Consider the following 22,980-nt stretch of genomic DNA (forward strand, 5'->3'; position numbering starts at 1 on the left):
TGTGTTTCTGGAGCAATGGAAAACCTTGATGAAGGCAAGATGTAAAGACTGAATGGAAGCAAACCATGAACACAAATATTAATACTCAATATCGTAAGCCGCTTCCGGGAACTCAACTGGATTATTTTGATGCACGCGAAGCCGTCAATGCCATTTCTCCTGGAGCCTATGAAACACTCCCTTATACCTCTCGCGTGCTAGCTGAGCAACTGGTCCGTCGCTGTGACCCGAACACATTGACAGATAGCCTGAAACAGTTAATTGAACGCAAACGCGATCTTGATTTTCCTTGGTATCCAGCACGCGTTGTTTGTCATGACATTCTTGGTCAGACCGCTCTAGTCGATTTAGCGGGTCTACGCGATGCCATTTCAGATCAGGGCGGCGATCCTGCAAAAGTGAACCCAGTGGTTGAGACACAATTGATCGTTGACCACTCTTTAGCGGTTGAACATGCGGGCTTTGACCCTGATGCCTTCGACAAAAACCGCGCGATTGAAGAGCGCCGTAATGAAGACCGATTTCACTTTATCGAGTGGTGTAAAACAGCGTTTGAAAACGTCAGCGTGATTCCAGCTGGGAATGGCATCATGCACCAAATCAACTTGGAAAAAATGTCTCCTGTGGTACAAGCAAAGCAGGGCATTGCCTACCCTGACACCTGTGTGGGTACGGACAGTCACACGCCTCACGTAGACGCTCTTGGTGTTATTGCGATAGGTGTCGGTGGTCTGGAAGCAGAAACCGTCATGCTTGGCCGACCATCAATGATGCGTCTACCAGATATTGTCGGTGTCAAACTGACGGGTAAACGTCAACCGGGCATTACCGCAACGGATATTGTCCTCGCGATTACTGAGTTTCTTCGTAATGAGCGTGTGGTATCTTCATATCTTGAATTCTTCGGAGAAGGCGCACGTGATCTAACGATCGGAGACCGCGCAACGATTTCAAACATGACACCAGAATACGGCGCAACAGCTGGCATGTTTTATATTGATGAGCAGACCATCAATTACTTGAAACTAACTGGTCGAGATGAAGAACAAGTTGCTTTAGTAGAAAATTACGCAAAACAAACCGGTCTTTGGGCAGACGATCTTGATAGCGCAGTTTACGAGCGTGTACTTGAGTTCGATTTATCATCAGTTAGCCGTAACTTGGCTGGTCCGTCAAACCCTCATCGTCGTTTACCAACTTCTGAGTTGGCACAGCGCGGTATTTCTGGAGCGTGGGAAGAGAAAGAAGGCGAGTTGCCAGATGGTGCAGTGATCATCGCTGCTATTACCTCATGTACGAATACTAGTAACCCAAGAAACGTGGTTGCTGCTGGCCTTGTGGCGAAGAAAGCCAACGAACTTGGTCTTGTACGTAAACCTTGGGTGAAATCGTCTTTTGCTCCGGGTTCTAAAGTTGCACGCTTGTATCTGGAAGAAGCGGGCTTATTACCAGAGCTAGAGAAGCTTGGCTTTGGCATTGTTGGTTACGCATGTACAACTTGTAACGGTATGAGTGGTGCGCTGGATTCAAAAATCCAACAAGAGATCATCGACCGTGATTTATATGCAACAGCGGTGCTTTCTGGTAACCGTAACTTTGATGGTCGAATCCATCCGTACGCCAAACAAGCTTTCTTGGCTTCACCACCATTGGTTGTCGCTTATGCGCTAGCGGGTACCATTCGTTTTGATATCGAGCGCGATGCATTGGGCTCGGACCAACACGGCAAACCAATTTATCTCAATGATTTGTGGCCAAGCGATGAAGAGATCGATGCAGTTGTCGGTACTCATGTTAAACCTGAGCAGTTTAAGCAAGTTTACATTCAGATGTTTAAGCTGAATGATCAAGAGCAAAATCCCAACCCGCTGTACGACTGGCGTCCGATGAGTACCTATATCCGCCGACCACCGTACTGGGAAGGTGCGCTAGCGGGAGAAAGAACATTGTCTGGTATGCGTCCATTGGCGATTCTGGGCGACAACATCACCACTGATCACTTATCACCATCCAACGCGATTCTCGCAAGCAGCGCTGCAGGTGAATACTTAGCGAAAATGGGTGTGCCAGAAGAAGATTTCAACTCTTACGCGACTCACCGTGGTGACCACTTAACGGCGCAACGCGCGACCTTCGCTAACCCAAAGTTGTTCAATGAAATGGTGAAGGAAAACGGCGAAGTCGTGCAGGGATCTCTGGCGCGTGTAGAGCCAGAAGGGCAGGTGGTTCGTATGTGGGAAGCGATTGAAACCTACATGAATCGTAAACAACCATTGATCGTGGTGGCTGGCGCGGATTACGGTCAGGGGTCATCCCGTGACTGGGCAGCAAAAGGCGTTCGACTGGCGGGCGTAGAAGCCATTGTTGCTGAAGGCTTTGAGCGTATTCACCGTACTAACTTGGTTGGCATGGGCGTACTACCACTGCAATTTAAGTCGGGCGTTAACCGCAATACGCTAGAGCTGGATGGTACGGAACTTTACGACGTGGTTGGAGAAATCAAGCCGGGCGCTGATTTAGCGCTGGTTATCACACGCAGCAACGGCGATAAAGTCGATGTTCCGGTTACTTGTCGCTTAGATACCGCTGACGAAGTTCACGTGTACAACGCGGGCGGTGTTCTGCAGCGTTTCGCGCAAGATTTCTTGGCACAATAAGGAGTGCGTATGGCAAATAATACTCCGAATCAAACAAGCCAAATAAAAGTGCCCGCGACGTACATGCGTGGCGGCACGAGTAAAGGTGTCTTTTTCAACCTAGAGGATTTACCTCAAGAAGCGCAAATGGCTGGAGCCGCGCGTGACAAGCTGTTGTTACGTGTTATCGGCAGCCCGGATCCTTACGCGAAGCAAATCGACGGTATGGGTGGTGCAACCTCCAGCACCAGTAAAACAGTGATTGTTTCGCGCAGTAGCCAAGACGGTCATGACGTTGACTATTTGTTTGGACAAGTGTCGATCGACAAACCATTCGTCGATTGGAGTGGTAACTGCGGCAACTTGTCTGCGGCAGTTGGTCCCTTCGCCATTCATGCTGGGCTGATTCCACAAGACCGCATTCCAGAAAATGGAATTGTGACGGTGCGTGTTTGGCAAGTGAACATAAGCAAAACGATTTTGATTCACGTGCCAATCGTCAATGGTTTCGTCCAAGAAACCGGAGAGTTTGAGCTCGATGGTGTCACGTTTCCAGCGGCAGAAATTCAAGTGGATTTTGTTGATCCTTCCGATGGCGAAGGAAGTATGTTCCCAACGGGTAACTTAGTTGATGATTTGGTGGTGCCGGATGTGGGTACGTTCAACGCGACCTTTATTAACGCGGGCATACCAACCATTTTTATTGATGCTGAATCGATAGGATATCAGGGCACCGAGCTGCAAGACGATATCAACAACGATGACACAGCATTAGCGATGTTCGAATCCATCCGTGCATATGGCGCGTTAAAAATGGGCCTGATTTCTGATTTAGAAGAAGCTCAAACACGCCAACATACGCCGAAAATAGCGTTTGTTTCTAAACCGAAAAGTTACCTGTCTTCAAGTGGTAAAGCCGTTAATGAGTCGGATATTGATGTGCTCGTTCGCGCGCTGTCGATGGGCAAGCTACATCATGCAATGATGGGAACAGCAGCCGTTGCTATTGCTTCTGCTGCGTGTGTGCCCGGAACGTTAGTGAATTTAGCCGCTGGTGGCGGTGAAAAAGAGTCCGTGACTTTTGGCCACCCGTCAGGAACGTTAAAAGTTGGGGCACAAGCGAAGCAAACTGAGCAGGGCTGGGTGGTGCAAAAAGCCATTATGAGCCGAAGTGCGAGAATACTGATGGAGGGATTTGTGCGTGTACCCTTCTATGTCTTCGATTAAAAGAGACGATCTTTGGATTAAAAGAGCGATCTTTGAGTAGAACGAGAGCAATGTCAGGACATACTGGAGGAAGCAATATGTCTTCATACGAAAAAGAATACTTATGGGCGAAGAATGAACCGGAGAGTTTTTGGCGCGCTCAAGCGGAGAATATCGATTGGTTTGAATCTCCTAAAACTATCTTGAAATCTGATGAAAACGGCATAGAACGTTGGTTTCCAGATGGTGTAATGAATACGTGCTGGTTAGCATTAGATTACCATTGCGAGCAAGGACGCGGTGATAATACTGCACTCATTTATGACTCGCCAGTGACAGGTCGTAAAGCCACGTACACCTATAGCGACCTACGTGACCAAGTAGCAAAAATTGCTGGCATGCTGTCTGCTCAAGGTGTTGAAAAAGGCGACCGAGTCGTTATTTATATGCCGATGATCCCAGAAGCCGCAATGGCGATGCTTGCCTGCGCGCGTTTGGGGGCGATTCATTCCGTAGTATTCGGCGGTTTTGCTCCTAATGAGCTTGCTGTACGAATTGAAGATGCAGAGCCGAAAGTGATCATGACGGCGTCGTGCGGGATTGAGATCAACAAAGTCATTCCATACAAACCAATGGTAGACAAAGCCATTATGGACAGCCGTTGGAAGCCTGAGAAAGTGTTTGTTTTCCAACGTCCAGAGTGCGACGCTGAGCTAAACCAAGAAAGAGACTTAGATTGGCTGCGAGAGTACAAACAAGCGCTGCCACATGGTTGTGTTCCGGTGTTAGCAACCGATCCGCTCTACATACTTTATACATCGGGCACGACAGGTAAGCCGAAAGGCGTTGTGCGTGATAACGGTGGCCATGCTGTCGCGATGAAGTACTCCATGAGCGCAATCTATAACATTCCTCAAGATGGCGTCTTTTGGGCGGCATCTGATGTGGGCTGGGTAGTAGGGCACTCTTACATTGTTTACGCCCCACTGATTCACGGTTGCACTACTATCCTATTCGAAGGCAAGCCTGTTCGAACACCGGATCCTGGCGCATTTTGGCGAGTGTGTGATGAATATAAAGTAGATGCGTTGTTCTCTGCACCAACGGCGTTTCGTGCGATTAAGAAAGAGGACCCGGAAGGCGAGCACTTAAAACAGTACGACTTGTCGAATCTGAAAAACATCTTTATGGCGGGAGAACGCCTTGACCCTCCGACACTGGAGTGGGTTCAGAGCAAAGCGGACAAGCCCGTTATTGACCACTGGTGGCAAACCGAGACGGGCTGGGCCATCGCTGGCAACCCGACAGGTGTCGAAATGATGCCAGTTAAAGCTGGTTCTTCGACGAAGCCCATTCCGGGTTATCAGGTCGAAATTCTGAATGAACTTGGAGAGGCTGTCGGGCCTAACCAACAAGGCTTTGTCGCATTAAAACGTCCGCTACCACCAAGTTGTCTGCCAACGGTTTGGCGTAATCATGACCGTTTTGAAACTGGTTATCTTAGCCAGTTCCCAGGCTACTACGTGTCTGGTGATGGTGGCTATCTGGATGAAGACGGTTACCTGTTTATTATGGGACGTATTGATGATGTGATTAATGTCGCGGGACACCGATTGTCGACAGGTGAAATGGAAGAAATAGTAGGAGGCCACCCAGCGATTGCAGAATGTGCGGTGGTCGGTATCCACGATGATCTAAAAGGTCAGCTTCCACTTGGTTTTGTTGTACTGAAAGACGGCGTCAAAGTGGATGAGCTAGACCTTGAAGGTGAGCTTGTGGGCAAAGTGCGTAGTGAGATAGGTGCAGTTGCTTGCTTCAAGCATGCGTTGGTTGTAGACCGTTTACCGAAAACACGTTCAGGTAAAATTTTGCGTCGAACTATACGTCAAATAGCTGATGGTGAAAAATACACCGTTCCGTCAACGATTGATGACCCAAGTAGCTTGAACGAAATTGAGCGAGTGCTACGACGCTGAGAAAAACTCAATTCTAACTAACCCCTGATCCTCGAACTCTGTAGGTTGGTTCTGCCTCTGTACGTTTATTAAGTACAGGGGCTTTTTTGTTGCTCAAACAGTACAAACGTATCGTGAAAGCATTTGTGACTTGCCAATACGACGTTTTCCTCACAAACTACAGCCATTCCATTTTTAGTGACCCTTTGTATGACCACGTTTGCGATTAAACCTGCGTGTTTTAGCGACCTAGAGTTGCTCAACGATCTTATGTTCGAGCTTCATGATGAGCATCATCTTCAATCTCCTGAGCTTTTCAAAACGGCAGAGGAGATAGAACAAGAAAAAAGCATTGCTCGATATATTGATGACCCTGAGTGCCTTGTTTACGTAGCAAAACAAGGAGATGAAATTATTGGCTTTATTTCTGGTCACTTCTGTGAACTTATTTCTACCGTCAGCCAGCCAGTTATGATGGGAAGCGTGGATGAGCTCTATGTGCTGCCTGAATATCGAAAACAAGGTACGGCGCAGGCTTTGATTAATAAAATTGAGTCAACGTTCTCTGATTACGGTGCAAAACAGATGTTTGTTGAAGTATGGCATTTTAACCAGGGCGCAATATCTTTGTATGAAAAACAAGGATTTGCACACCATATCCACTATTTAAGAAAACCGCTGAACGAATAATCGTATTTAACTTTAATATTGTGATTTAGGTTCGATCGAATTGAAATCATTCAGTTCGTCAATAGACTTTTCTCTATAAGCTACTCGCAATGTTAACAAATTGATATGCACCTACATTGGTATCGGCGTTTTTGTCTGCTTGTTTATTAGTAGCACGAGGATCGTGCTTACAAAAACAAGAGGACAATATTTTGAAACTAACAAAATCGTTACTTGCTTTAGCCGTTTTGCCAATGTTCGCAAGTGCTGATGATTTGTCACAGACGCAAAATCACACTATCCAACCCCAGATCGTAGGCGGAGTAACTGCCGACCCACGTGACTGGAAATTCTACACCCAAATTGTTAGTCGTTATGGTAACCGATCGTATTGTGGGGCCAGTTATATCGGGAATGGTTACGTCCTGACTGCTGCACATTGTGTTGAGGGTGATTCTCCGAGTCAGATTGCGGTTAAAATCGGTGGCGTTGTTTATAACGGTAGTGATGGTGTTCGTGCAAACGTCAGTGAGATCCATATGCACCCGGCATATCGCCGCGCGACGCTTTCTCATGACCTCGCGGTATTGAAGCTCGACTCTGTGCCTCAAGGTGTTTCTTCAGTTGAGATTGCGAATGGTAGTCTAACGCAATACGCGAGCATCGGAGATTGGCTTAGTGTTGCTGGCTTAGGGCGAACTTCTGAAGGAGGAAGCTCTCCGTCTCGATTGCAAGAGGTTGACGTCCCACTTGTGTCGGATATGACTTGCCGTCAAGCCGGTGGCAACTACACAACGGTTGGAGAAGTGTCATTTTGTGCGGGTATTCCTCAAGGTGGGATAGATTCTTGTCAGGGAGATAGTGGTGGTCCAATCGTTATTAATCGCAGTGGTGTAATTACTCAACTTGGTGTGGTCAGTTGGGGAATAGGTTGTGCTCGTCCTGGTATGTATGGGGTTTATAGCGATATCGCTGCTATGCGCAATTTTGTCGATGGTGTTATCGGAACAGCAACACCACCAAAAGAAAATGTTTCTGTTGGATACACCACCGAACAGACACTGGCATCATTTAATGTTGGGGAGTTACAGCAACATAGCTTTGTTATCCAGAATTCAGGGAACACCACGTTCACTGTGGAAAATGTTCGCGCGTTTGCTTCGGGTGTTACTGATGCAGCTGTTATTGCCAATGATCAGTGCTCTCAGGCGACGTTAGCAATGAATGCAAGTTGTCGTGTTGATGTTGAATTTGGTGCTACTCAGAGCGGAGAAGCAAGAGTGGCTTTGAACTTCAACGTTGATAAGACCAGCACACAATACCAAGCGTTAGTATCTGCTCAAGCGAAAACGGTGACAACGCCTCCCACAGATAGCTGTACAACTGTATGGCAAGCCAGCTTAGTGTATCTCAAAGGAGATACGGTCACTTGGAATGGTAAAGTTTGGCAAGCGCAGTGGTGGACTCAAGGTGATAACCCAGCAGACTCAGGGCCTTGGGGTGTTTGGCAAAAAGTAGGCGATGAGAATTGCACGTCTAACTAACGATCGGGCCAGTGAATTTGAGTCGTTGACCATGAGATAAGATTCATTCTTGGTTTCAACGATCAGTACATAGTTACCATAACTGGGGTTTATTGTTTGCGAATAATAAGCCCTTTTTTATTGTGTCAACTATGAGAACCCACAAAATGTGTATGACTTTTTCCTGACGTTATCTTTATATAACTGGCAGAATTGCGATCAACATTTTATGTTTTGTCTGATTTTTGTCAGGTTTGCATTAAATTATTCTCCAGTGAGCGTTGAGATCAGGTTTTACGCGATCAACTCAGTTTGGCATAACTCGTTACTTAATTTTTGTCGAAAAAGATAAGATTAACTGCCATGATTCATTGGTTATCATTATGTTTATTTAAGGTCATATTTTGTGTTGAGACAGCTGTTATTACTCATCCTTTGTTTTATTTTGTTACCTGTTTCACCGATCTCTACGGCTAAAGCCACTGCGAGCGAAGTTAAAGGAGCGCTCTGTATTGTTCGCGCTGATGACAAGTTAGTGCTAGTTCATGAAGTATTAACGGATAAGATTTCTCTACCTGGCGGAACCATTATTGATGGTGAGTCTCCACAAGTTGCTGCTCAACGAGAAACGTGGGAAGAAACCGGTATAGTGGTTACGGTTGGAGAGGAGCTTGGCAGAACGGACACTGCGGTTTTTTACGACTGTATATCAGACTCTGACATTATCGCTTTTTCTATGAATAATTCTTTAGGTGGAAATGAACTGCCTATTTGGTTTGCCCCTCATTATGGAGTAGAAGTTGCGTCAGCGATGTTGCTTAGCCCATCTGAATTACCATCATCTTTATATCGTTATCCTGAGCAATGGCCACAAGCCACTCAGTTTTTTGATCAAGCTACCAAGCAATCAGTATCTTATGTGACTCAGTTGATCGAATCCGCGCCTTCATTTCGTCAGGTTGAATTGGCGTGGCTGATAGATTTACAGAGTTGGGTAGGGGCGTTGTCAGAAACGAGTTACGAGGTAGCTAGTCAGATCTCGAAACTCGTTATAGATCTGACAGAACCGACGGTACTACTCTTTCTATTTCCTTTTGCCATGATGCGCTTTGGTAGCCGGTTTGTGTACCGACTCTTTTTCGCAATTAGTGCAACGTCGCTTATGGTGCTTGTCGCTCAACAAGGCTTTTCGCTACCGCGCCCACATGTCTATATACCAATGATGGAGTTAACGCACAGCTTTGGCTTTAGTTTTCCTAGCTTGCCTATCGCTGTGTGGTTTTGTGTGCTGACGTTCTTGTTTCATAGAACCCAGTATTTTGGTTTGAATGGAACAACGGCAGTCTTCGTGTTCATCACTCTTACTGTGGTGTTAGGTAAGTTTTTCCTCGGCAGTGCCTTTATTTTAGATATGTTATTTGGCGCGCTGTTAGGCAGCTTGGTGGCTTGGCATGTTCTTCGACTGGAAACAAATCAAGATGTGAACGTTGATCAAGTTCTAAGCTCAAAAGGCGTCTGGTTAATTATGACTGCGGCAACAGCGGTCATCTCCGTCATCTGGCCATTACCTGTGTTTGGTCGCTGGCTAGCAATTTTAATCACTGCATCAGCGTTGGTCATGACATTTAAAGAGTCGAAAGCACATTTAGATACTCGGCAGATGATCTTTGTGACGCTGGCATTGTTGCTTGTTGATCAACTCTATTTGTACTCGGCTAATATCGTATCGTTTAGCGGTTTGTGGTCATTAGTCTTGTCGACGTTACATTATCCATTATTAATGTTGTTATTTATGCTGCTTGCAAGGAAGCTGACTTGTGAAAACCAACCGAGCAAAACGTTGCTAGATTGATGGCTGTATTTGTTATCTATTAGTATTTGAGTAAAAACAAAGCCTTGCATTACAGCAAGGCTTTTACACGTTTAGTCCACGAACAACGCCGCTTGCCTATCTTGGACGGCTAGGGGTGTTAAACGTAAGAGGCTTAACGCAACAGACATGGCGGAAAGGGCTATGCATTGAGCACGAACTTTTCTATAGCTTTAGCGACACCGTGCTCATCATTACTTGCCGTAATGTAGTCAGCGATTTGCTTGGTTTCTTCCATTGCATTTGCCATCGCGATACCAAGGCCAGCGTATTTCAGCATGTGGTGGTCATTTTCTGCGTCACCCATACAGATAACTTCTTCCGGTTTAATTCCCAAATACTCGGCAATTGCGGCAACACCAATACCTTTGTTGCTCGCAGGGTTAAGAAACTCAAGGAAAAACGGAGCGCTTTGAACAACCGTAAACGCTTCGCGCATTTCAGCTGGCAGTGCTGCTATAACTTCTGTTAGTTTGCTTGGCTCTGCAACCATCATAGCTTTGATGATTGGATGATCGTCTTCTAGTGATTCGAAGTTCATCTCGGTGACATTTAAGCCATTTATCTTTGCTTCAATATCTGTGTAAGGGTTGTGCTCGTTGGTGATTAAACCATGAACTTGACTAAAAGCATGGACGTACGCACCTAGCTCTTCGGCTTTTCGCGCCACCAATTTTGCAGCTTTACCATCTATGATTTGCTGGTGGATGATGTCGTTTGTGCCTACGTTCTTGACCATCGAACCGTTATAGTAAAGAACAAAATCTCGATCGGAATGGATATTCAGTTCGTCGAGCTTGTCTTGCATTCCTTCTAATGGGCGACCAGAAGCGAGAACGACAGTAACGCCTGCTTCTCGAGCTTTTGCGATCGCTTGTTTGTTTTCTTCAGAAATGGCTTTATCACTATTGAGTAGCGTGCCATCCATATCTAGTGCGATCAGTTTATACATCATTTCTTACCTTAAAGTTTTTTGGGAGCTGTCAGTGAATAAGGCTTGGTTTAACGTTAACCAGAAACCTATATTCATTACGCTATGAAACTACAAAATGGTCTATTTTAACAATTAATTTTTGGTTTAAATTGACCTAGACACGCGTGTCCATTATGGTCTTCGCCTCGAAATGTTATGAGTTGAGTGAGTTCTGCGTTGTATAAGCTAAATGAGATGTTTGAAACCATCCAAGGGGAAGGGGTTTTCACTGGAGTCCCTGCTGTTTTTGTTCGGCTTCAAGAGTGTCCGGTTGGTTGCTCATGGTGCGATACCAAACAAACGTGGTATGCAGATGAGAATGATCAACGTCAAATAGGCGATATTCTGGTGAAAACGGAAGACTCTCCGACGTGGTGTGTTGCATCTGCCGAGAACATCGTAGAGCAATATCAACAGCAAGGCTTTAATGCTAAGCATATCGTGATTACTGGTGGAGAGCCTTGTATTTATGATCTGCGCCCTTTAACAAAGGCGTTTGAAGGTATGGGGTGCCAATGCCAAATTGAAACCAGTGGCACATCAGAAGTGATTACTTCAGAAAATACGTGGGTGACAGTGTCACCAAAAGTGGCAATGAAAGGTAAATTACCAGTGCTTAATAGCGCGTTAGAGCGGGCAAATGAGATTAAGCATCCAGTCGGCACCCAGAAAGACATCGACCACCTTGATGATCTTTTAGCAAATGCGAACGTAGCGGCTGAGACTATCATTGCACTACAACCAATTAGCCAGAAGCCTCGTGCTACGCAATTGTGTATTGATACGTGCATTGCCCGCAATTGGCGTTTGTCTGTTCAAACTCATAAATATTTGAGTATTGCTTAGACGAGAGACTCGTCATCATTCGAGGTAGCTTTTCTATCTAATTCCGGTTTCGCGAGTAATGCCGTTGGTAGCTTTGCTATCGAAACATTGTCGATATATCTAAACAATTTATAGCGTTGTAAAAGCTAAGCAGTGTTGGCTGTTGTGGTGTGGTGCTATCTTTGGTTCGACAATCGTTTCGCATTTAATTGATGCCACCAATCTGGCGGCATCAAAATGAAGCTCTGTTGGCTGGAGTTTCACGCTGAGATAAAACGTTTAGAAGCTAACGCAAAAGGTTTTATCCCAGCGCTATTACCGCTAACAAAGACTATTTGCTCGCTAAGTATTCTTCTAAGCCGCTTTGTCGCAGTAGGCACGCTGGGCATTCACCACAGCCTTTACCAACGATTCCGTTGTAACATGTTAAAGTATTGTTTTGAACAAATTCCAACATATTATGCTTATCAGCTAGAGCCCAGGTCTCGGCTTTAGTAAGCCACATTAAAGGAGTCTTAATATTGAAGGCTTTATCCATACCTAAATTGCAAGAGAGATTTAGAGAGCGAATAAAGTTGTCTCGGCAGTCAGGGTAACCACTAAAGTCTGTTTCGCAAACTCCCGTAATGATGTCTTGAATGCCAAGCTGGTAAGCATGGATACATGCGTAAGTAAGAAAGAGAATGTTTCTCCCTGGAACGAATGTATTGGGTACGTTAGCGTCGCTTAAGTCATTAGATACCGGAATGTTGTCTCTTGTCAGCGAGCTTATCGCTAACTCATTAATTGATTTTACATCCAGGACTTTGTGGCTTTTGATGTTAAGTTGCTTACCTAATTCGATAGCGATATCTATTTCATCTGAATGACGCTGGCCATAATCAAACGTTATAGCATGAACTTCATCATATGTATTTAATGCATCGATTAAGCAGGTCGTAGAGTCCTGCCCACCGGAAAAAACCACAAGTGCTTTTGTTGTAGCCATGTTGAACCCTTAGTTATGCTCTTTGATTCTTTGGTATTGATACGTATTCTTAGGCGTTTAATCCCAATTACGTACTCGACTTGTTCGTGACGATTGCGTCCGCAATCAACTGGGCTGTGCTCTCAAGCACTCTTTGCTTGTCATCATTTGACAGCTTGTGGAGATTCGCAGCAAGTTCAGCGGTGATTTCATCTTCACAAAAAAATAGTTTAGAGGTACGTTTAGCTCATCTGCGATAAGTTTGAGCGTTTTTACGTCGGGAGTATGGCGCTCCCTTTCGTATTGATTCATCCTTGCACTTGCAGAACTATCATCCATGCCGATACGGATGCCCAGTGCTTTTTGGGATAGATTCGCTTGTTTACGCGCATGCTTAAGGCGGGCTGGGAGTGGATTATTAAACAACACTTAAAGTTCATACGAAGGACTTGGATGACTAAGATTATCTTAGTTTTTCTGATTTGTGTATACTAAGTAATGCTTAGTTATTGCCGAGGTCGCCAAGGCCGTGTCTGTATAACTAAAAAAGATTTCGTATCTTTAGGTTGATTAAGTGACGTTGAATCTACTTCTTCAAAAACTGCCGTATGAAGGAGCGAGTAAGGGCACGAGAAACCGCAGCGATTTGTAGAGCAGAATTTGCTCTTCACATAAACGTAGTCGTCTAAGTTGAAGAGCAATATTGTTCTTGATGATCAACTATATACTTAAGTAAATAACTGTGTCGCACAATAGATCAGAGCTGCTGCTAAGCTCATATTGATGACTTTGCCATATCTCTGGAATTGCGATTGAAGTAGCTTTCCTGCAACGGCCCAGACTACGTTGCTAAGAAGTGCGATCAAAGCAAGAATGAGGCTAGTCGCTAAGATCCAGTAGATATTCTGAGTGTGGGGCAGTACGAACGTAGAAATAGAGGTAATTCCATAAAGAATGATTTTCACATTAACGAACTGCAAACCGAAACCTGTTAAGAAACTGATACCTTTAGAATTATCCGATGAAGTTTTGATCTCACTCGTAGCAAGCCCCCAAGCCAACCAAACAATATAAGCTGCTCCAATCCATGTTAGCCAAGGTGTAATCACGGGCAAGAGGCTGATCATGTTATACGTGAAAGCGCCACAAAGTAGCATCAAAACAACATAGCCACAAAACATCCCCGAAATCACTTTTGTTGAGCGTTTTAGTCCATATTGCGTCGCGATGCTGAGCGATAAAATGTTGTTTGGCCCTGGTGTAATTGAAGTAATGATTACGTAAGTAAAAAATGCGGTGTAGATGGCGGTCATCTCTATCTCTCCTGTTTTTACTGCACTATACTTCGCTACAATTGATTAAAAAATTGAATAAATTAAAACTTAGACTTTTAATTTATTGAACTGTTGGTTGTGGAGTCTAGTCATGAATCTAAAACGCTTTCTTACTTTTAAAGCTATTGTTGAAGAAGGATCGTTTCTAAAAGCGTCACAGAAGCTTTATTGCACGCAATCAACCGTCACCTTTCAAATCAAGCAGTTGGAACAAGATCTGTCTCTGCAGCTGTTCGAAAAAATAGGGCGTAAGATGGTTTTGACTCAAGCAGGAGAAAAGATACTGCCTTACGTCTATGAACTGGCGCGAGTGATGGAAAATATTGAGGGAACAGCACAGCAAGAAAACTCGGAGCCGACCGGTGAATTGAAAGTGCTGGTTGCTGAGACTCAACTTGCTTATAAGATGGCTAATGTTTTAAAAGAGTTCAGGATCAGAGCGCCCAATGTCAGACTCTCTCTGCAATCACAAAATTGCTATCAGATTCGAGATGAGTTGATAGCGGATAAAGCTGATTTAGGTGTGTTTTATCGAGTAGGTAATGACGATACGCTCAAGGTCCACGAGTTTGAGCACGAGCCACTGGTATTGGTTGCTTCACCGCTTTTAAAAGGGCTAGATTTAAAGAAGAGAGAGCAACATATTGATTTAGGGTTTATAAGCAATGGCCCTAAGTGCCTTTTTCGACGGATGTTTGAGAGCATTATTCAGGAGCGTGATATTAGCATCGACAACATGATCGAACTTAGCAGTATTAATACGATCAAAAATTGCGTTGAGAGTAATATTGGTATCTCTTACTTACCTCGTTTTACGGTTGAAAAAGAGTTGCAAGAGGGCAGTTTACAAGAGCTTGAGTTCACCGAATTTTCACAGATGATCAAGCCACTCTGCGCTTATCATGCTGGGAAGTGTGTGACGCCGGCGATGGAAGTCTTTATTGATTGTATGCGTAACGAGTATGAACGGCTTTCTACTCAGAGTCGGTGATCTTTAATATGTTCTATCTGATATAGTTTCGTTTTTACTCCTTTTTATTTTTTAAGTGGCTACTTCTAATTTATTGATTTTTATTGCTTTGTTTTGAATCCGACTGTTGTGGGATGATAAATGGGATCTGATGTGAAGAGCTATTTATTGACGGAAAGAGATAAGATATAAAAACGACGGCGTGTGATAACTAGATTAGATAAGGTTACATAATTAACAGTGTAATAAATTCCATTCTTTATGGATTATTTTCAACGAGACTTAATTGTTACGGTTCGTTATTATTAACTCGTTAACGCATCCATTGCTAGGAAGTTAACTTACGCATATTGTTTTTTTCATCATTTGCAGCAAATATAATTTGCTGCTTTTTTTTAACCAAAAAAGTTCAAAGCTTGAACTACAAGCTATGAACTTTTATTTATACTTAGTGGTTTTCTACTTTAATAAGTAAAACACCGTTTAAAAGTATCGCGTAACCTAGTAACTCTAAGCTTTCTTCGACCAAGTTTTTCACGTCTCTATTGTATGAGTTCCCCATAAACTCGACCCAAAAATCACCATACCCTGCAAAGCGTGAGAATAAGAAAACAATAAAAAAGCCAATCGTTAATGTCGTGAAGCTAGAATGAGAAATGAAAAGTTTTACCTCATTTTTTATGTTAACTATGTTATTAAAACAAAAATAACAGACCGAGACTATTATAATCCAAGCAGGATACTTCCATGAACCGTGAGGGAAATACTGCTCTATGTGGTAGTCCATTTCTCTAACGAATATAACCATAAAAAATGAAGACATTATTACTAATATGTGTTTGAGTTCAAGATATTCCTTAGATTTATACAAACACATTAACGATGAAAAAAGCACAAATGCTATTTGAGTCATTTCTATAAGAGAGTTCTCCGATGTGCTTTTGTCCATTTGTACGCTAAAATAAATCGTTGCTAACGTGTAAATAACCAAAAAAATAAGATAAGATATTTTATATACTAACAAACTAGTGACCGAGGTGTGTTTTTCTTTAATATACATCGTAACTTGTATAGGTGATGGATTTGTTAGTATTATAAATCAAGAATGTTTTATATTTAGTGAATTAAGCGCCATTTAGAATGGAACTTAATTCACCTAACATTAAACTCCTATGAATCTTAAATATTCCTGTTTTAACTTATTGATTTTATTTGATGTTTTATTTTATGTTAATTTTGGTTAAATAGAATTACCTAGCTTTTATTGAAATGCTTTTCCCATATTGGTGGTATGCCAATTTCTTCTTGAACGATATCAATGAATGCCCTAACCAATGGTGATTGCTGACGGTGTGAGTACATGGCATAAATATCACCAAAATCTTGAGTTTCATATTCTGGTAAAAGTTGAACTAAATTAGAAGACTCTAGGTTGTTAGGGAGCATAAATTGACCTATAAGTGCTGCGCCCAGACCTGACTTTACGCTTTCAATTATTAGCTCAGCTTCATTTACCATGTATGACCCTGATATTGGGTATGTATCTAAACCATCTGATTTTGCTTTGTCGTAGAATTTAAGTTTATCGACAATAAAATTACCATTTGAATAAATAATAAAAGGTAGCTTAACTAACTCATCAGGCGTTTCTGGGTTACCATGTTTTTCAATTAAATTTCGAGAAGCAATGATTGCAGTCGTATTTTTTGCTAATTTTCTTGCTACCATTGATGAATCCCTCATAGGTCCGATTCGAAAAGCAATATCAAAATTACTTCTAATCACGTCTACATGAAGATCATCTAGCATTAGTTCAACACTTGCTTTTGGGTACTTATGTAAAAACTTCTCTATCGAAGGTTGTAGATAGAGTTTTCCAAATAATGTTGAGCTTGAAATTCGTACTTTCCCTGAAGGCTCAGTCTGAAAGTTCTCCGCTATTTGTTGAGTATCATCAAGGAGTTGAGATATTTGGTCTGCTTTTTCTACTATTTGCTTGCCGACTTGTGTTAATGAAAGAGAGCGAGTCGTTCTGTTTAATAGCCTAACGCCTAAGTGCTCTTCTAACTGCTTGATGTGTTTAGACAAAACAGAGCGGTCGATATTCATCCCATCTGCTGCTTTTGCAAAAGATCCAGCTTTAGAGACTTCTAAAAGCAGGTGTAGTTTATTTGCTAAATCCACAATGTTTATCCACGTTAGATATTAGCGTATTAGTTTCATGTATAACTTCTGCTCTGTCTAGAAATTATTAATATACTTAATAACCAAAAGAAAAGGGAGCAATAGCTCCCTTTAGTATGAATTTAAATGAGTATTTATATTATGGTTATAGTGTTTGACGTTTTTTGTTTCGACTCACTAACATGTAAAAAACAGGTGTGAGTAGTAATCCAAATACCGTTACGCCTACCATACCCGAGAATACAGCAATACCCATTGCTTGTCGCATTTCCGCTCCGGCCCCTGTACCAATCATTAATGGAATAACACCAGCGGTAAATGCAATTGATGTCATTAGAATCGGTCGAAGACGTAAACGACATGCTTCCAAAATCGCTGATAAGGTATCTTGGCCATTGTCTTTAAGTTCTTTAGCGAACTCCACCATCAAGATGGCATTTTTACACGCTAGAGCCACAAGGACAATCAAAGCAATTTGTGTGAATATATTGTTGTCACCACCAATGAACCAAACACCTGCTAGTGCAGAAAAAATGGTCATAGGAACGATCAAAATGATAGCGAATGGCAGTTTTAAACTCTCGTACTGCGAAGCTAGCACCATGAAAACTAACAAAACAACAAGTGGGAATATATACACCATCGTGTTACCAGCCAAAATCTGCTGGTAGGTTACATCAGTCCATTCATAAACCATTCCCTCTGCTAGGTTTTGATCCAGTACTTCCTCAATAGCCGTTTGGGCTTGGTCAGAACTGTAACCAAAAGCAGGACTGCCGTTTAGTTCTGCACTAGGGTAGCCGTTATAGTGCATCACGCGGTCAGGCCCAATCGTGGGTATGATCTCCAGTACAGCGCCGAGAGGAACCATTTGTCCGGCAGCATTTCTTACTTTGTAGTTAAGTATTTGGTCAGGTTCGAGACGATAGTTCATGTCTGCCTGGGCATTCACTTTGTATGTTCTACCAAACATATTGAAGTCATTGACGTATAATGATCCTAAATAAACTTGAAGCGCATCAAAAACCTGCTCTAGAGGAACACCTTGCAGCATCGCTTGTTCACGATCTATTTGGATGTCCATCTGCGGCACTTGTATACGAAATGTGGAATATAATCCCATCAGCTCGGGTCTTGTTGATGCCTCACTTATTACCAAGTTCAATTGCTTGAAGAGCTCATCAAACCCCTTGTTCGCTCGGTCTTCGATTTGAAGTTTAAAGCCGCCAGTAGAGCCAAGTCCTTGGATTGGTGGTGGTGGAAAAATCGCAACGAAGGCTTCATCAATGATTGAAAAGCTCTTATTCAAAGATGCAACAATCGCATTTGCTCCGAGAGTTGGATCATTTCGTTTATCGAAGTCCTCAAGCGTAACAAAAACGATGCCACTATTCGGACTGTTAGTAAAACCATTGACCGATAAGCCTGGGAAAGAAATGGTTTGTGCTACGCCAGGTGTTGCCAGCGCGAGGTTTTCCATTTCTTTAATAACGGACTCTGTTCGATCTAAACTTGCTGCATCTGGAAGTTGGGCGATCGCAACTAAATACTGCTTATCTTGTTGAGGAATGAATCCTCCAGGAACTGCTTTGAATAGAGAAGCCGTTCCCCCGAGTAACGCAATGTATACCACCACAACAACAAGGCTAAAGCGAATCAGCTTCTTGACCAGAGCTTGATATTGGTTCGAGCTGTACTCAAAAATTCTATTGAATGGCGCAAAAACATACTTACCAAAAACCGCATCCAATAGCTTGGTTAGCCGATCGGGTTTTGCGTTCTTATCTTGTAATAGCAGTGCTGATAAAGCAGGCGATAACGTCAACGAGTTAATTGCTGAAATAATCGTCGAGATCGTAATTGTTAGTGCGAACTGCTTATAAAACTGACCGGATAACCCTGTAATAAAGGTCGTCGGGATGAACACCGCACATAACACTAAAGCAATTGCAATAATTGGCCCGGTAACTTCGGTCATTGCTTGTTTCGTTGCTTCTAGTGGTGCAAGGCCATTATGGATGTTCCGTTCCACGTTTTCGACGACGACAATGGCGTCATCGACGACGATGCCTATGGCGAGAACAAGTCCAAACAACGAAAGTGTGTTAATCGATACTCCGAGCATTTGCATTACAGCGAACGTACCGATTAATGAAACAGGCACCGCAATGATAGGGATGATAGACGCGCGCCATGTTTGCAAAAACAAAATGACTACGACAACAACAAGTACAATTGCCTCTAGCAGAGTATGAACCACCGCGTCTATCGAACCACGAACAAAGACGGTCGGGTCGTAGGCTATTTCATATGAAACTCCAGCTGGAAAGGCTGTTTGTAAACGGTCCATGGTTGAACGAACCTGATTAGATAGCTCAATAGCATTAGCACCAGGGCGCTGGAATACGGGCATCGCCACCGCTGGTTTACCATTTAACAAGGCGCGCAGTGCATAAGAGTTTTGACCTAGCTCTACGCGTGCAACGTCTTTAAGACGTGTCAAAGCCCCTGTTTCGTCAACTTTTACTACAATGTCGTTGAATTCATCAATATTCTCCAAGCGGCCTTTTACGTTCAACAAAACTTGGAATTGGTTTTCATTAGCGGCTGGTTGCGCACCTAATGAGCCTGCTGCCACCTGTTGGTTTTGAGATCGGACGGCGGAGACAACGTCCATTACGGTTAGATTTCTAGAAGCGAGCTCATCTGGATTTAACCACAAGCGCATTGAGTACTCGTCACCACCGAAAAGGCGCACATCACCAACGCCTCCGAGCCGAGCTATCTCATCTTTCAAGTTTAAATTAGCGTAGTTAGCTAAATAACTGACTTCACGGCTAGAATCTGGAGAATATATATGCACAACCATGGTGAGATCAGGAGAGGCTTTTTCGGCAACAACTCCTAACCGTTGGACGGCTTCTGGTAACCGGGGCAAAGCTGTAGTGACGCGATTTTGAATTTGAACCTGAGCTTTGTCCAAGTCCGTACCTAAAGCAAAGGTTACGGTCAATGTCATTCTGCCGTCACTGGTTGCCTGTGAAAACATATATAACATGTTTTCTGTACCATTAATTTCTTGCTCCAGAGGCGTAGCAACTGTTTCTGCGATTACTTTTGGGTTCGCACCAGGATAGTTTGCTGTAACTACTACTGTAGGAGGGACAACCTCTGGATATTCACTCACAGGCAACTGCAAAAGTGAAATTGCGCCTACTATTAATATCAATAGCGATAACATAGAGGCAAATATGGGTCTTTGAATAAAAAAGTGTGCAAATTTCATTCGGTTGTCTTCTTAGTCTTGAGCTAAACGTTTGTTTGGCAACGATGTTGAGTTTGAAGCCATAATCAATGAAGTATTGCTAATATCTAGCGTGACATTTTTTGGTGTGACTTTGCTATTTGGGCCAACTTTTGCTGGGCCATTTACCGCAATAATTGAGTCGGCGTTCAAGCCATTCTCGATAGCACGAAATGTTCCGTAACGTTCGCCTAAGGTTACGATGCTGTATTGCAACGTATTCTCTTCATTGAGTGTTAATACAAAGCGGTTTTCTAGATCTGTGCCAATAGAACGCTCTGGAACGAGAACTCGTTCGACTGGTTTGGTTGTTGATATCTGAACTCGGCCAAACGATCCCACTTTTAAGTTTGATTTTGTTGCATCGAATACCGCTCGAACCTGCAAAGTACCGGTGTTTTCGTTGATGGAGTTGTCGACAAAGTCAACGCGTCCAAAAAACACCTGCCCATTTTGTCCAGATAGTTCAAGACGAGTAGGTAAGTTAGAGTCGGCATTGATTGTCGAGAAGTAACGGTTCCAAGTTCGCTCATCGACATCAAAGTATGCATATACCTGATCGTTAGAGACAATGTTTGATATAACGCTTTGATTTGCGTTTACATTGTTTCCTTTAGTAATGAATGCTCTAGAAATAGTGCCGCTAATAGGGGCATATATCTTCGTAAACTCAAGATCTAACTTTGCGGATTCTAACTGAGCACGCAAGGCCATTAGTTCTGCAGAGCGTTGCTTTACTGCGGTATCTCGGGCCTCTGCTTGTTCCGCTGAGATGGCTTTTCGCTTAACCAGTTGGGCGGCTCTCTTTTGTTCGTTTGCTGCTTGCTCTAGCGCAGCTCGAGCACTCTTAACTTGCGCTTCAAGTCGTGAGACCTGAGCTTTGAAGGTTCGATCATCAAGAGTGACGAGTAAGTCACCTTTGTTGACACTCTGTCCGTCTTTGAATTCTACCGTTTCAATAACTCCGGAAACGCGTGGCATTAAAGAAACTTTCTCTGGGGCTTGAAGCCTTGTTGTAAAGGTGAACCACGATTGAACGGGCTCATAGATGACTTTGGAGACGTCTATCGTAGGTAAGGGAGTATTAGGTTGTTTGGTTATCTCTTCGTCTGCACAAGCAGCTAAAACGGATAAAAGGCCAATGCCGAAAACTTTCTTTAACATTTGTCGCGCCCTAAATGATTCTGTTCATACTAAAAGGAACGGCATTGTATTCATTGTACCTATGGGTAAATAGGCCCTCAGCGAACATAGAGTAGTGATAAAAATGCACGATTAAATATTGGTCAAAATGCTCACTTTTTGGTTTGAAAAAGGTCAGTTTAGGGTTTTAAAGACGTGGAGTATTGTTAAATGTAATAAGCCATAATAGATAGGAATAACTAAACAGAAGCTAAAGATAGCGACGAAAATTAAAGCGTTTTTAATTCGTGCATTATTTGCAATTCACTGATGCAATTTGAACCATAAAAAATTGAAATTAATTTTGTAAAATCCATTTCCCATCACATAAAGAATAAAAACTAAATAAGGAATTGTGCAGTGGATCTCGCAAGCCAACTTGAATTACTACTGGATGTCTCTGAATACGGAACTTTTGCTAAGGCTGCTGACAGAAATCATATAGATCGTTCAGCTTTGTCAAAACAGATCAAAAAGCTAGAGGATGAATTGGGCTTACGGCTGTTAAACCGTTCCACGCGTTCGCTATCCCTGACCAATGCTGGTGTTGAGATGGTGGCGCAAGCTAAGAAAGTAAGAGAGGTTCTAACTGAAACTCGTAGTATTGCTGCTACATTTCAGGATGAACCGAAGGGTAACCTGAAAATATCAAGCTCCACTTTCTTTGGCAGAGCTTACTTAAATCAGGCAGTTAAAGAGTTTATAAAACAGTACCCAAACATTACTGTAGAGCTGCTGCTCGATGATAATCGAGTCGATGTTATCCACGAAGGTTTTGACGTTGTGTTTCGTATCGGACCAATCCGAGAGTCCAATATGATAGTACGTAAGTTGGCAAGCAATAATATGGCACTGGTTGCATCGAAGAGTTTTATTGACAAGTATGGAACCCCGAGCTCTCCAGAAGAGCTTACAAAAATGCCAGCAGTAATATACTCTAATGCTAACTTTAAGGCGGATAAGCTACGTATAGCGCCAAGCCAGTCATCAAGCGACGTTAGAACGTATAATATCAATGGGCAGTACTTCGTGAATGAAACTGAGTTAATGCTCGATGCCGTAAAATCTGATCTAGGGTATGCTTTAATAGGGCAGTTCTTTCTTCAGGAGAGTTTGAGTAAACAAGATCTTGTACAGTTGCTTCCTGATTATAATCTTCCCGCGATAGGGGAAATATATGCAATGTATACTCACCGAAATCAACAACCATTAGCCAAACTGTTCATTGATACTGTTCAAAAAATAATAGGGACGCCTCCTGTTTGGATGGATTATCTCAACTAATATGAGTACTAGGACATAATGTTTTAGATTGAGGGCTTGTTTATATTTATCCATAGAATATGGTTGAATTTGCACTTTAAAAATAATTGCCACTGTTC

15 protein-coding genes and 1 pseudogene are annotated in these 22,980 nt (G+C 43.0%); 9 read left to right on the top strand and 7 right to left on the bottom strand.

Annotation, left to right across the window (positions count from 1 at the left end; all coding sequences use genetic code 11):
* Positions 1–65 precede the first annotated feature (65 nt).
* The 6 genes from acnD (at position 66) to J4N43_RS07245 (ending at position 9,841) form a co-directional block, all read left to right on the top strand.
* Positions 66–2,657 (top strand): Fe/S-dependent 2-methylisocitrate dehydratase AcnD, encoded by a 2,592-nt coding sequence (gene acnD, locus J4N43_RS07220; protein WP_158159670.1) that lies wholly within the window; start codon positions 66–68, stop codon positions 2,655–2,657.
* 9 nt (positions 2,658–2,666) lie between these two features.
* Complete coding sequence (gene prpF, locus J4N43_RS07225; RefSeq protein ID WP_158159669.1) at positions 2,667–3,863, top strand: 2-methylaconitate cis-trans isomerase PrpF; 1,197 nt, start codon at positions 2,667–2,669, stop codon at positions 3,861–3,863.
* A gap of 77 nt (positions 3,864–3,940) precedes the next feature.
* Positions 3,941–5,818, top strand: coding sequence for a propionyl-CoA synthetase (locus J4N43_RS07230; protein ID WP_171053505.1), 1,878 nt, complete (start codon positions 3,941–3,943; stop codon positions 5,816–5,818).
* A gap of 189 nt (positions 5,819–6,007) precedes the next feature.
* Positions 6,008–6,487: a GNAT family N-acetyltransferase gene (locus J4N43_RS07235; RefSeq protein WP_005377290.1), complete on the top strand. Its 480-nt coding sequence runs from the start codon at positions 6,008–6,010 to the stop codon at positions 6,485–6,487.
* Positions 6,488–6,678: 191 nt separating this feature from the next.
* A complete protein-coding gene (locus tag J4N43_RS07240) occupies positions 6,679–8,010 on the top strand; it encodes a trypsin-like serine protease (protein WP_025768133.1) in 1,332 nt (443 codons plus the stop codon).
* Positions 8,011–8,395: 385 nt separating this feature from the next.
* Positions 8,396–9,841: a bifunctional NUDIX hydrolase/phosphatase PAP2 family protein gene (locus tag J4N43_RS07245; protein ID WP_062730573.1), complete on the top strand. Its 1,446-nt coding sequence runs from the start codon at positions 8,396–8,398 to the stop codon at positions 9,839–9,841.
* A gap of 160 nt (positions 9,842–10,001) precedes the next feature.
* On the opposite strand, the gene J4N43_RS07250 is transcribed toward J4N43_RS07245, so the two are convergent.
* The gene (locus J4N43_RS07250; RefSeq protein ID WP_017821691.1) at positions 10,002–10,811 is read right to left on the bottom strand and encodes a Cof-type HAD-IIB family hydrolase; all 810 of its coding nucleotides are present in this window, start codon (positions 10,809–10,811) and stop codon (positions 10,002–10,004) included.
* Positions 10,812–11,027: 216 nt separating this feature from the next.
* Here J4N43_RS07250 and queE point away from each other — a divergent pair, with 216 nt between their 5' ends.
* A complete protein-coding gene (gene queE, locus J4N43_RS07255; protein WP_053350378.1) occupies positions 11,028–11,678 on the top strand; it encodes a 7-carboxy-7-deazaguanine synthase QueE in 651 nt (216 codons plus the stop codon).
* Positions 11,679–11,988: 310 nt separating this feature from the next.
* On the opposite strand, the gene queC is transcribed toward queE, so the two are convergent.
* The 3 genes and pseudogenes from queC to eamB form a co-directional block, all read right to left on the bottom strand.
* Positions 11,989–12,645: a 7-cyano-7-deazaguanine synthase QueC gene (gene queC / locus J4N43_RS07260; protein WP_005377298.1), complete on the bottom strand. Its 657-nt coding sequence runs from the start codon at positions 12,643–12,645 to the stop codon at positions 11,989–11,991.
* A gap of 67 nt (positions 12,646–12,712) precedes the next feature.
* Positions 12,713–13,053, bottom strand: a pseudogene (locus J4N43_RS07265) (helix-turn-helix domain-containing protein).
* Positions 13,054–13,352: 299 nt separating this feature from the next.
* A complete protein-coding gene (gene eamB / locus J4N43_RS07270; RefSeq protein WP_005388201.1) occupies positions 13,353–13,937 on the bottom strand; it encodes a cysteine/O-acetylserine transporter in 585 nt (194 codons plus the stop codon).
* A 112-nt stretch (positions 13,938–14,049) separates the two neighbouring features.
* On the opposite strand from eamB, the gene J4N43_RS07275 reads away from it, so the two are divergent.
* Positions 14,050–14,949, top strand: coding sequence for a LysR family transcriptional regulator (locus J4N43_RS07275; protein WP_053350357.1), 900 nt, complete (start codon positions 14,050–14,052; stop codon positions 14,947–14,949).
* A gap of 1,233 nt (positions 14,950–16,182) precedes the next feature.
* On the opposite strand, the gene J4N43_RS07280 is transcribed toward J4N43_RS07275, so the two are convergent.
* The 3 genes from J4N43_RS07280 to J4N43_RS07290 all read right to left on the bottom strand — a co-directional run bounded on the left by J4N43_RS07280 (position 16,183) and on the right by J4N43_RS07290 (position 21,580).
* Positions 16,183–17,112: a LysR family transcriptional regulator gene (locus J4N43_RS07280; RefSeq protein WP_025768139.1), complete on the bottom strand. Its 930-nt coding sequence runs from the start codon at positions 17,110–17,112 to the stop codon at positions 16,183–16,185.
* A 145-nt stretch (positions 17,113–17,257) separates the two neighbouring features.
* Positions 17,258–20,398 (bottom strand): efflux RND transporter permease subunit, encoded by a 3,141-nt coding sequence (locus J4N43_RS07285; protein WP_025768140.1) that lies wholly within the window; start codon positions 20,396–20,398, stop codon positions 17,258–17,260.
* Between the two features lie 12 nt (positions 20,399–20,410).
* Entirely contained in the window at positions 20,411–21,580 is a 1,170-nt protein-coding gene (locus tag J4N43_RS07290; RefSeq protein WP_025768141.1) for an efflux RND transporter periplasmic adaptor subunit, read from the bottom strand.
* Between the two features lie 378 nt (positions 21,581–21,958).
* On the opposite strand from J4N43_RS07290, the gene J4N43_RS07295 reads away from it, so the two are divergent.
* Entirely contained in the window at positions 21,959–22,882 is a 924-nt protein-coding gene (locus J4N43_RS07295) for a LysR family transcriptional regulator (RefSeq protein WP_158159668.1), read from the top strand.
* Positions 22,883–22,980 lie beyond the last annotated feature (98 nt).

The sequence above is a fragment of the Vibrio sp. SCSIO 43009 genome (assembly GCF_023716525.1).
In the GTDB taxonomy this organism is placed as follows: Bacteria; Pseudomonadota; Gammaproteobacteria; order Enterobacterales; family Vibrionaceae; genus Vibrio; species Vibrio alginolyticus.

What these genes read in the sequence shown, in the direction of transcription:
- acnD (WP_158159670.1), top strand. Translation starts at nt 66, where the DNA reads ATGAACACAAATATTAATACTCAATATCGTAAGCCGCTTCCGGGAACT.
- prpF (WP_158159669.1), top strand. Translation starts at nt 2,667, where the DNA reads ATGGCAAATAATACTCCGAATCAAACAAGCCAAATAAAAGTGCCCGCG.
- J4N43_RS07230 (WP_171053505.1), top strand. Translation starts at nt 3,941, where the DNA reads ATGTCTTCATACGAAAAAGAATACTTATGGGCGAAGAATGAACCGGAG.
- J4N43_RS07235 (WP_005377290.1), top strand. Translation starts at nt 6,008, where the DNA reads ATGACCACGTTTGCGATTAAACCTGCGTGTTTTAGCGACCTAGAGTTG.
- J4N43_RS07250 (WP_017821691.1), bottom strand. Translation starts at nt 10,811, where the DNA reads ATGTATAAACTGATCGCACTAGATATGGATGGCACGCTACTCAATAGT.
- queE (WP_053350378.1), top strand. Translation starts at nt 11,028, where the DNA reads ATGTTTGAAACCATCCAAGGGGAAGGGGTTTTCACTGGAGTCCCTGCT.
- queC (WP_005377298.1), bottom strand. Translation starts at nt 12,645, where the DNA reads ATGGCTACAACAAAAGCACTTGTGGTTTTTTCCGGTGGGCAGGACTCT.
- eamB (WP_005388201.1), bottom strand. Translation starts at nt 13,937, where the DNA reads ATGACCGCCATCTACACCGCATTTTTTACTTACGTAATCATTACTTCA.
- J4N43_RS07275 (WP_053350357.1), top strand. Translation starts at nt 14,050, where the DNA reads ATGAATCTAAAACGCTTTCTTACTTTTAAAGCTATTGTTGAAGAAGGA.
- J4N43_RS07285 (WP_025768140.1), bottom strand. Translation starts at nt 20,398, where the DNA reads ATGAAATTTGCACACTTTTTTATTCAAAGACCCATATTTGCCTCTATG.
- J4N43_RS07290 (WP_025768141.1), bottom strand. Translation starts at nt 21,580, where the DNA reads ATGTTAAAGAAAGTTTTCGGCATTGGCCTTTTATCCGTTTTAGCTGCT.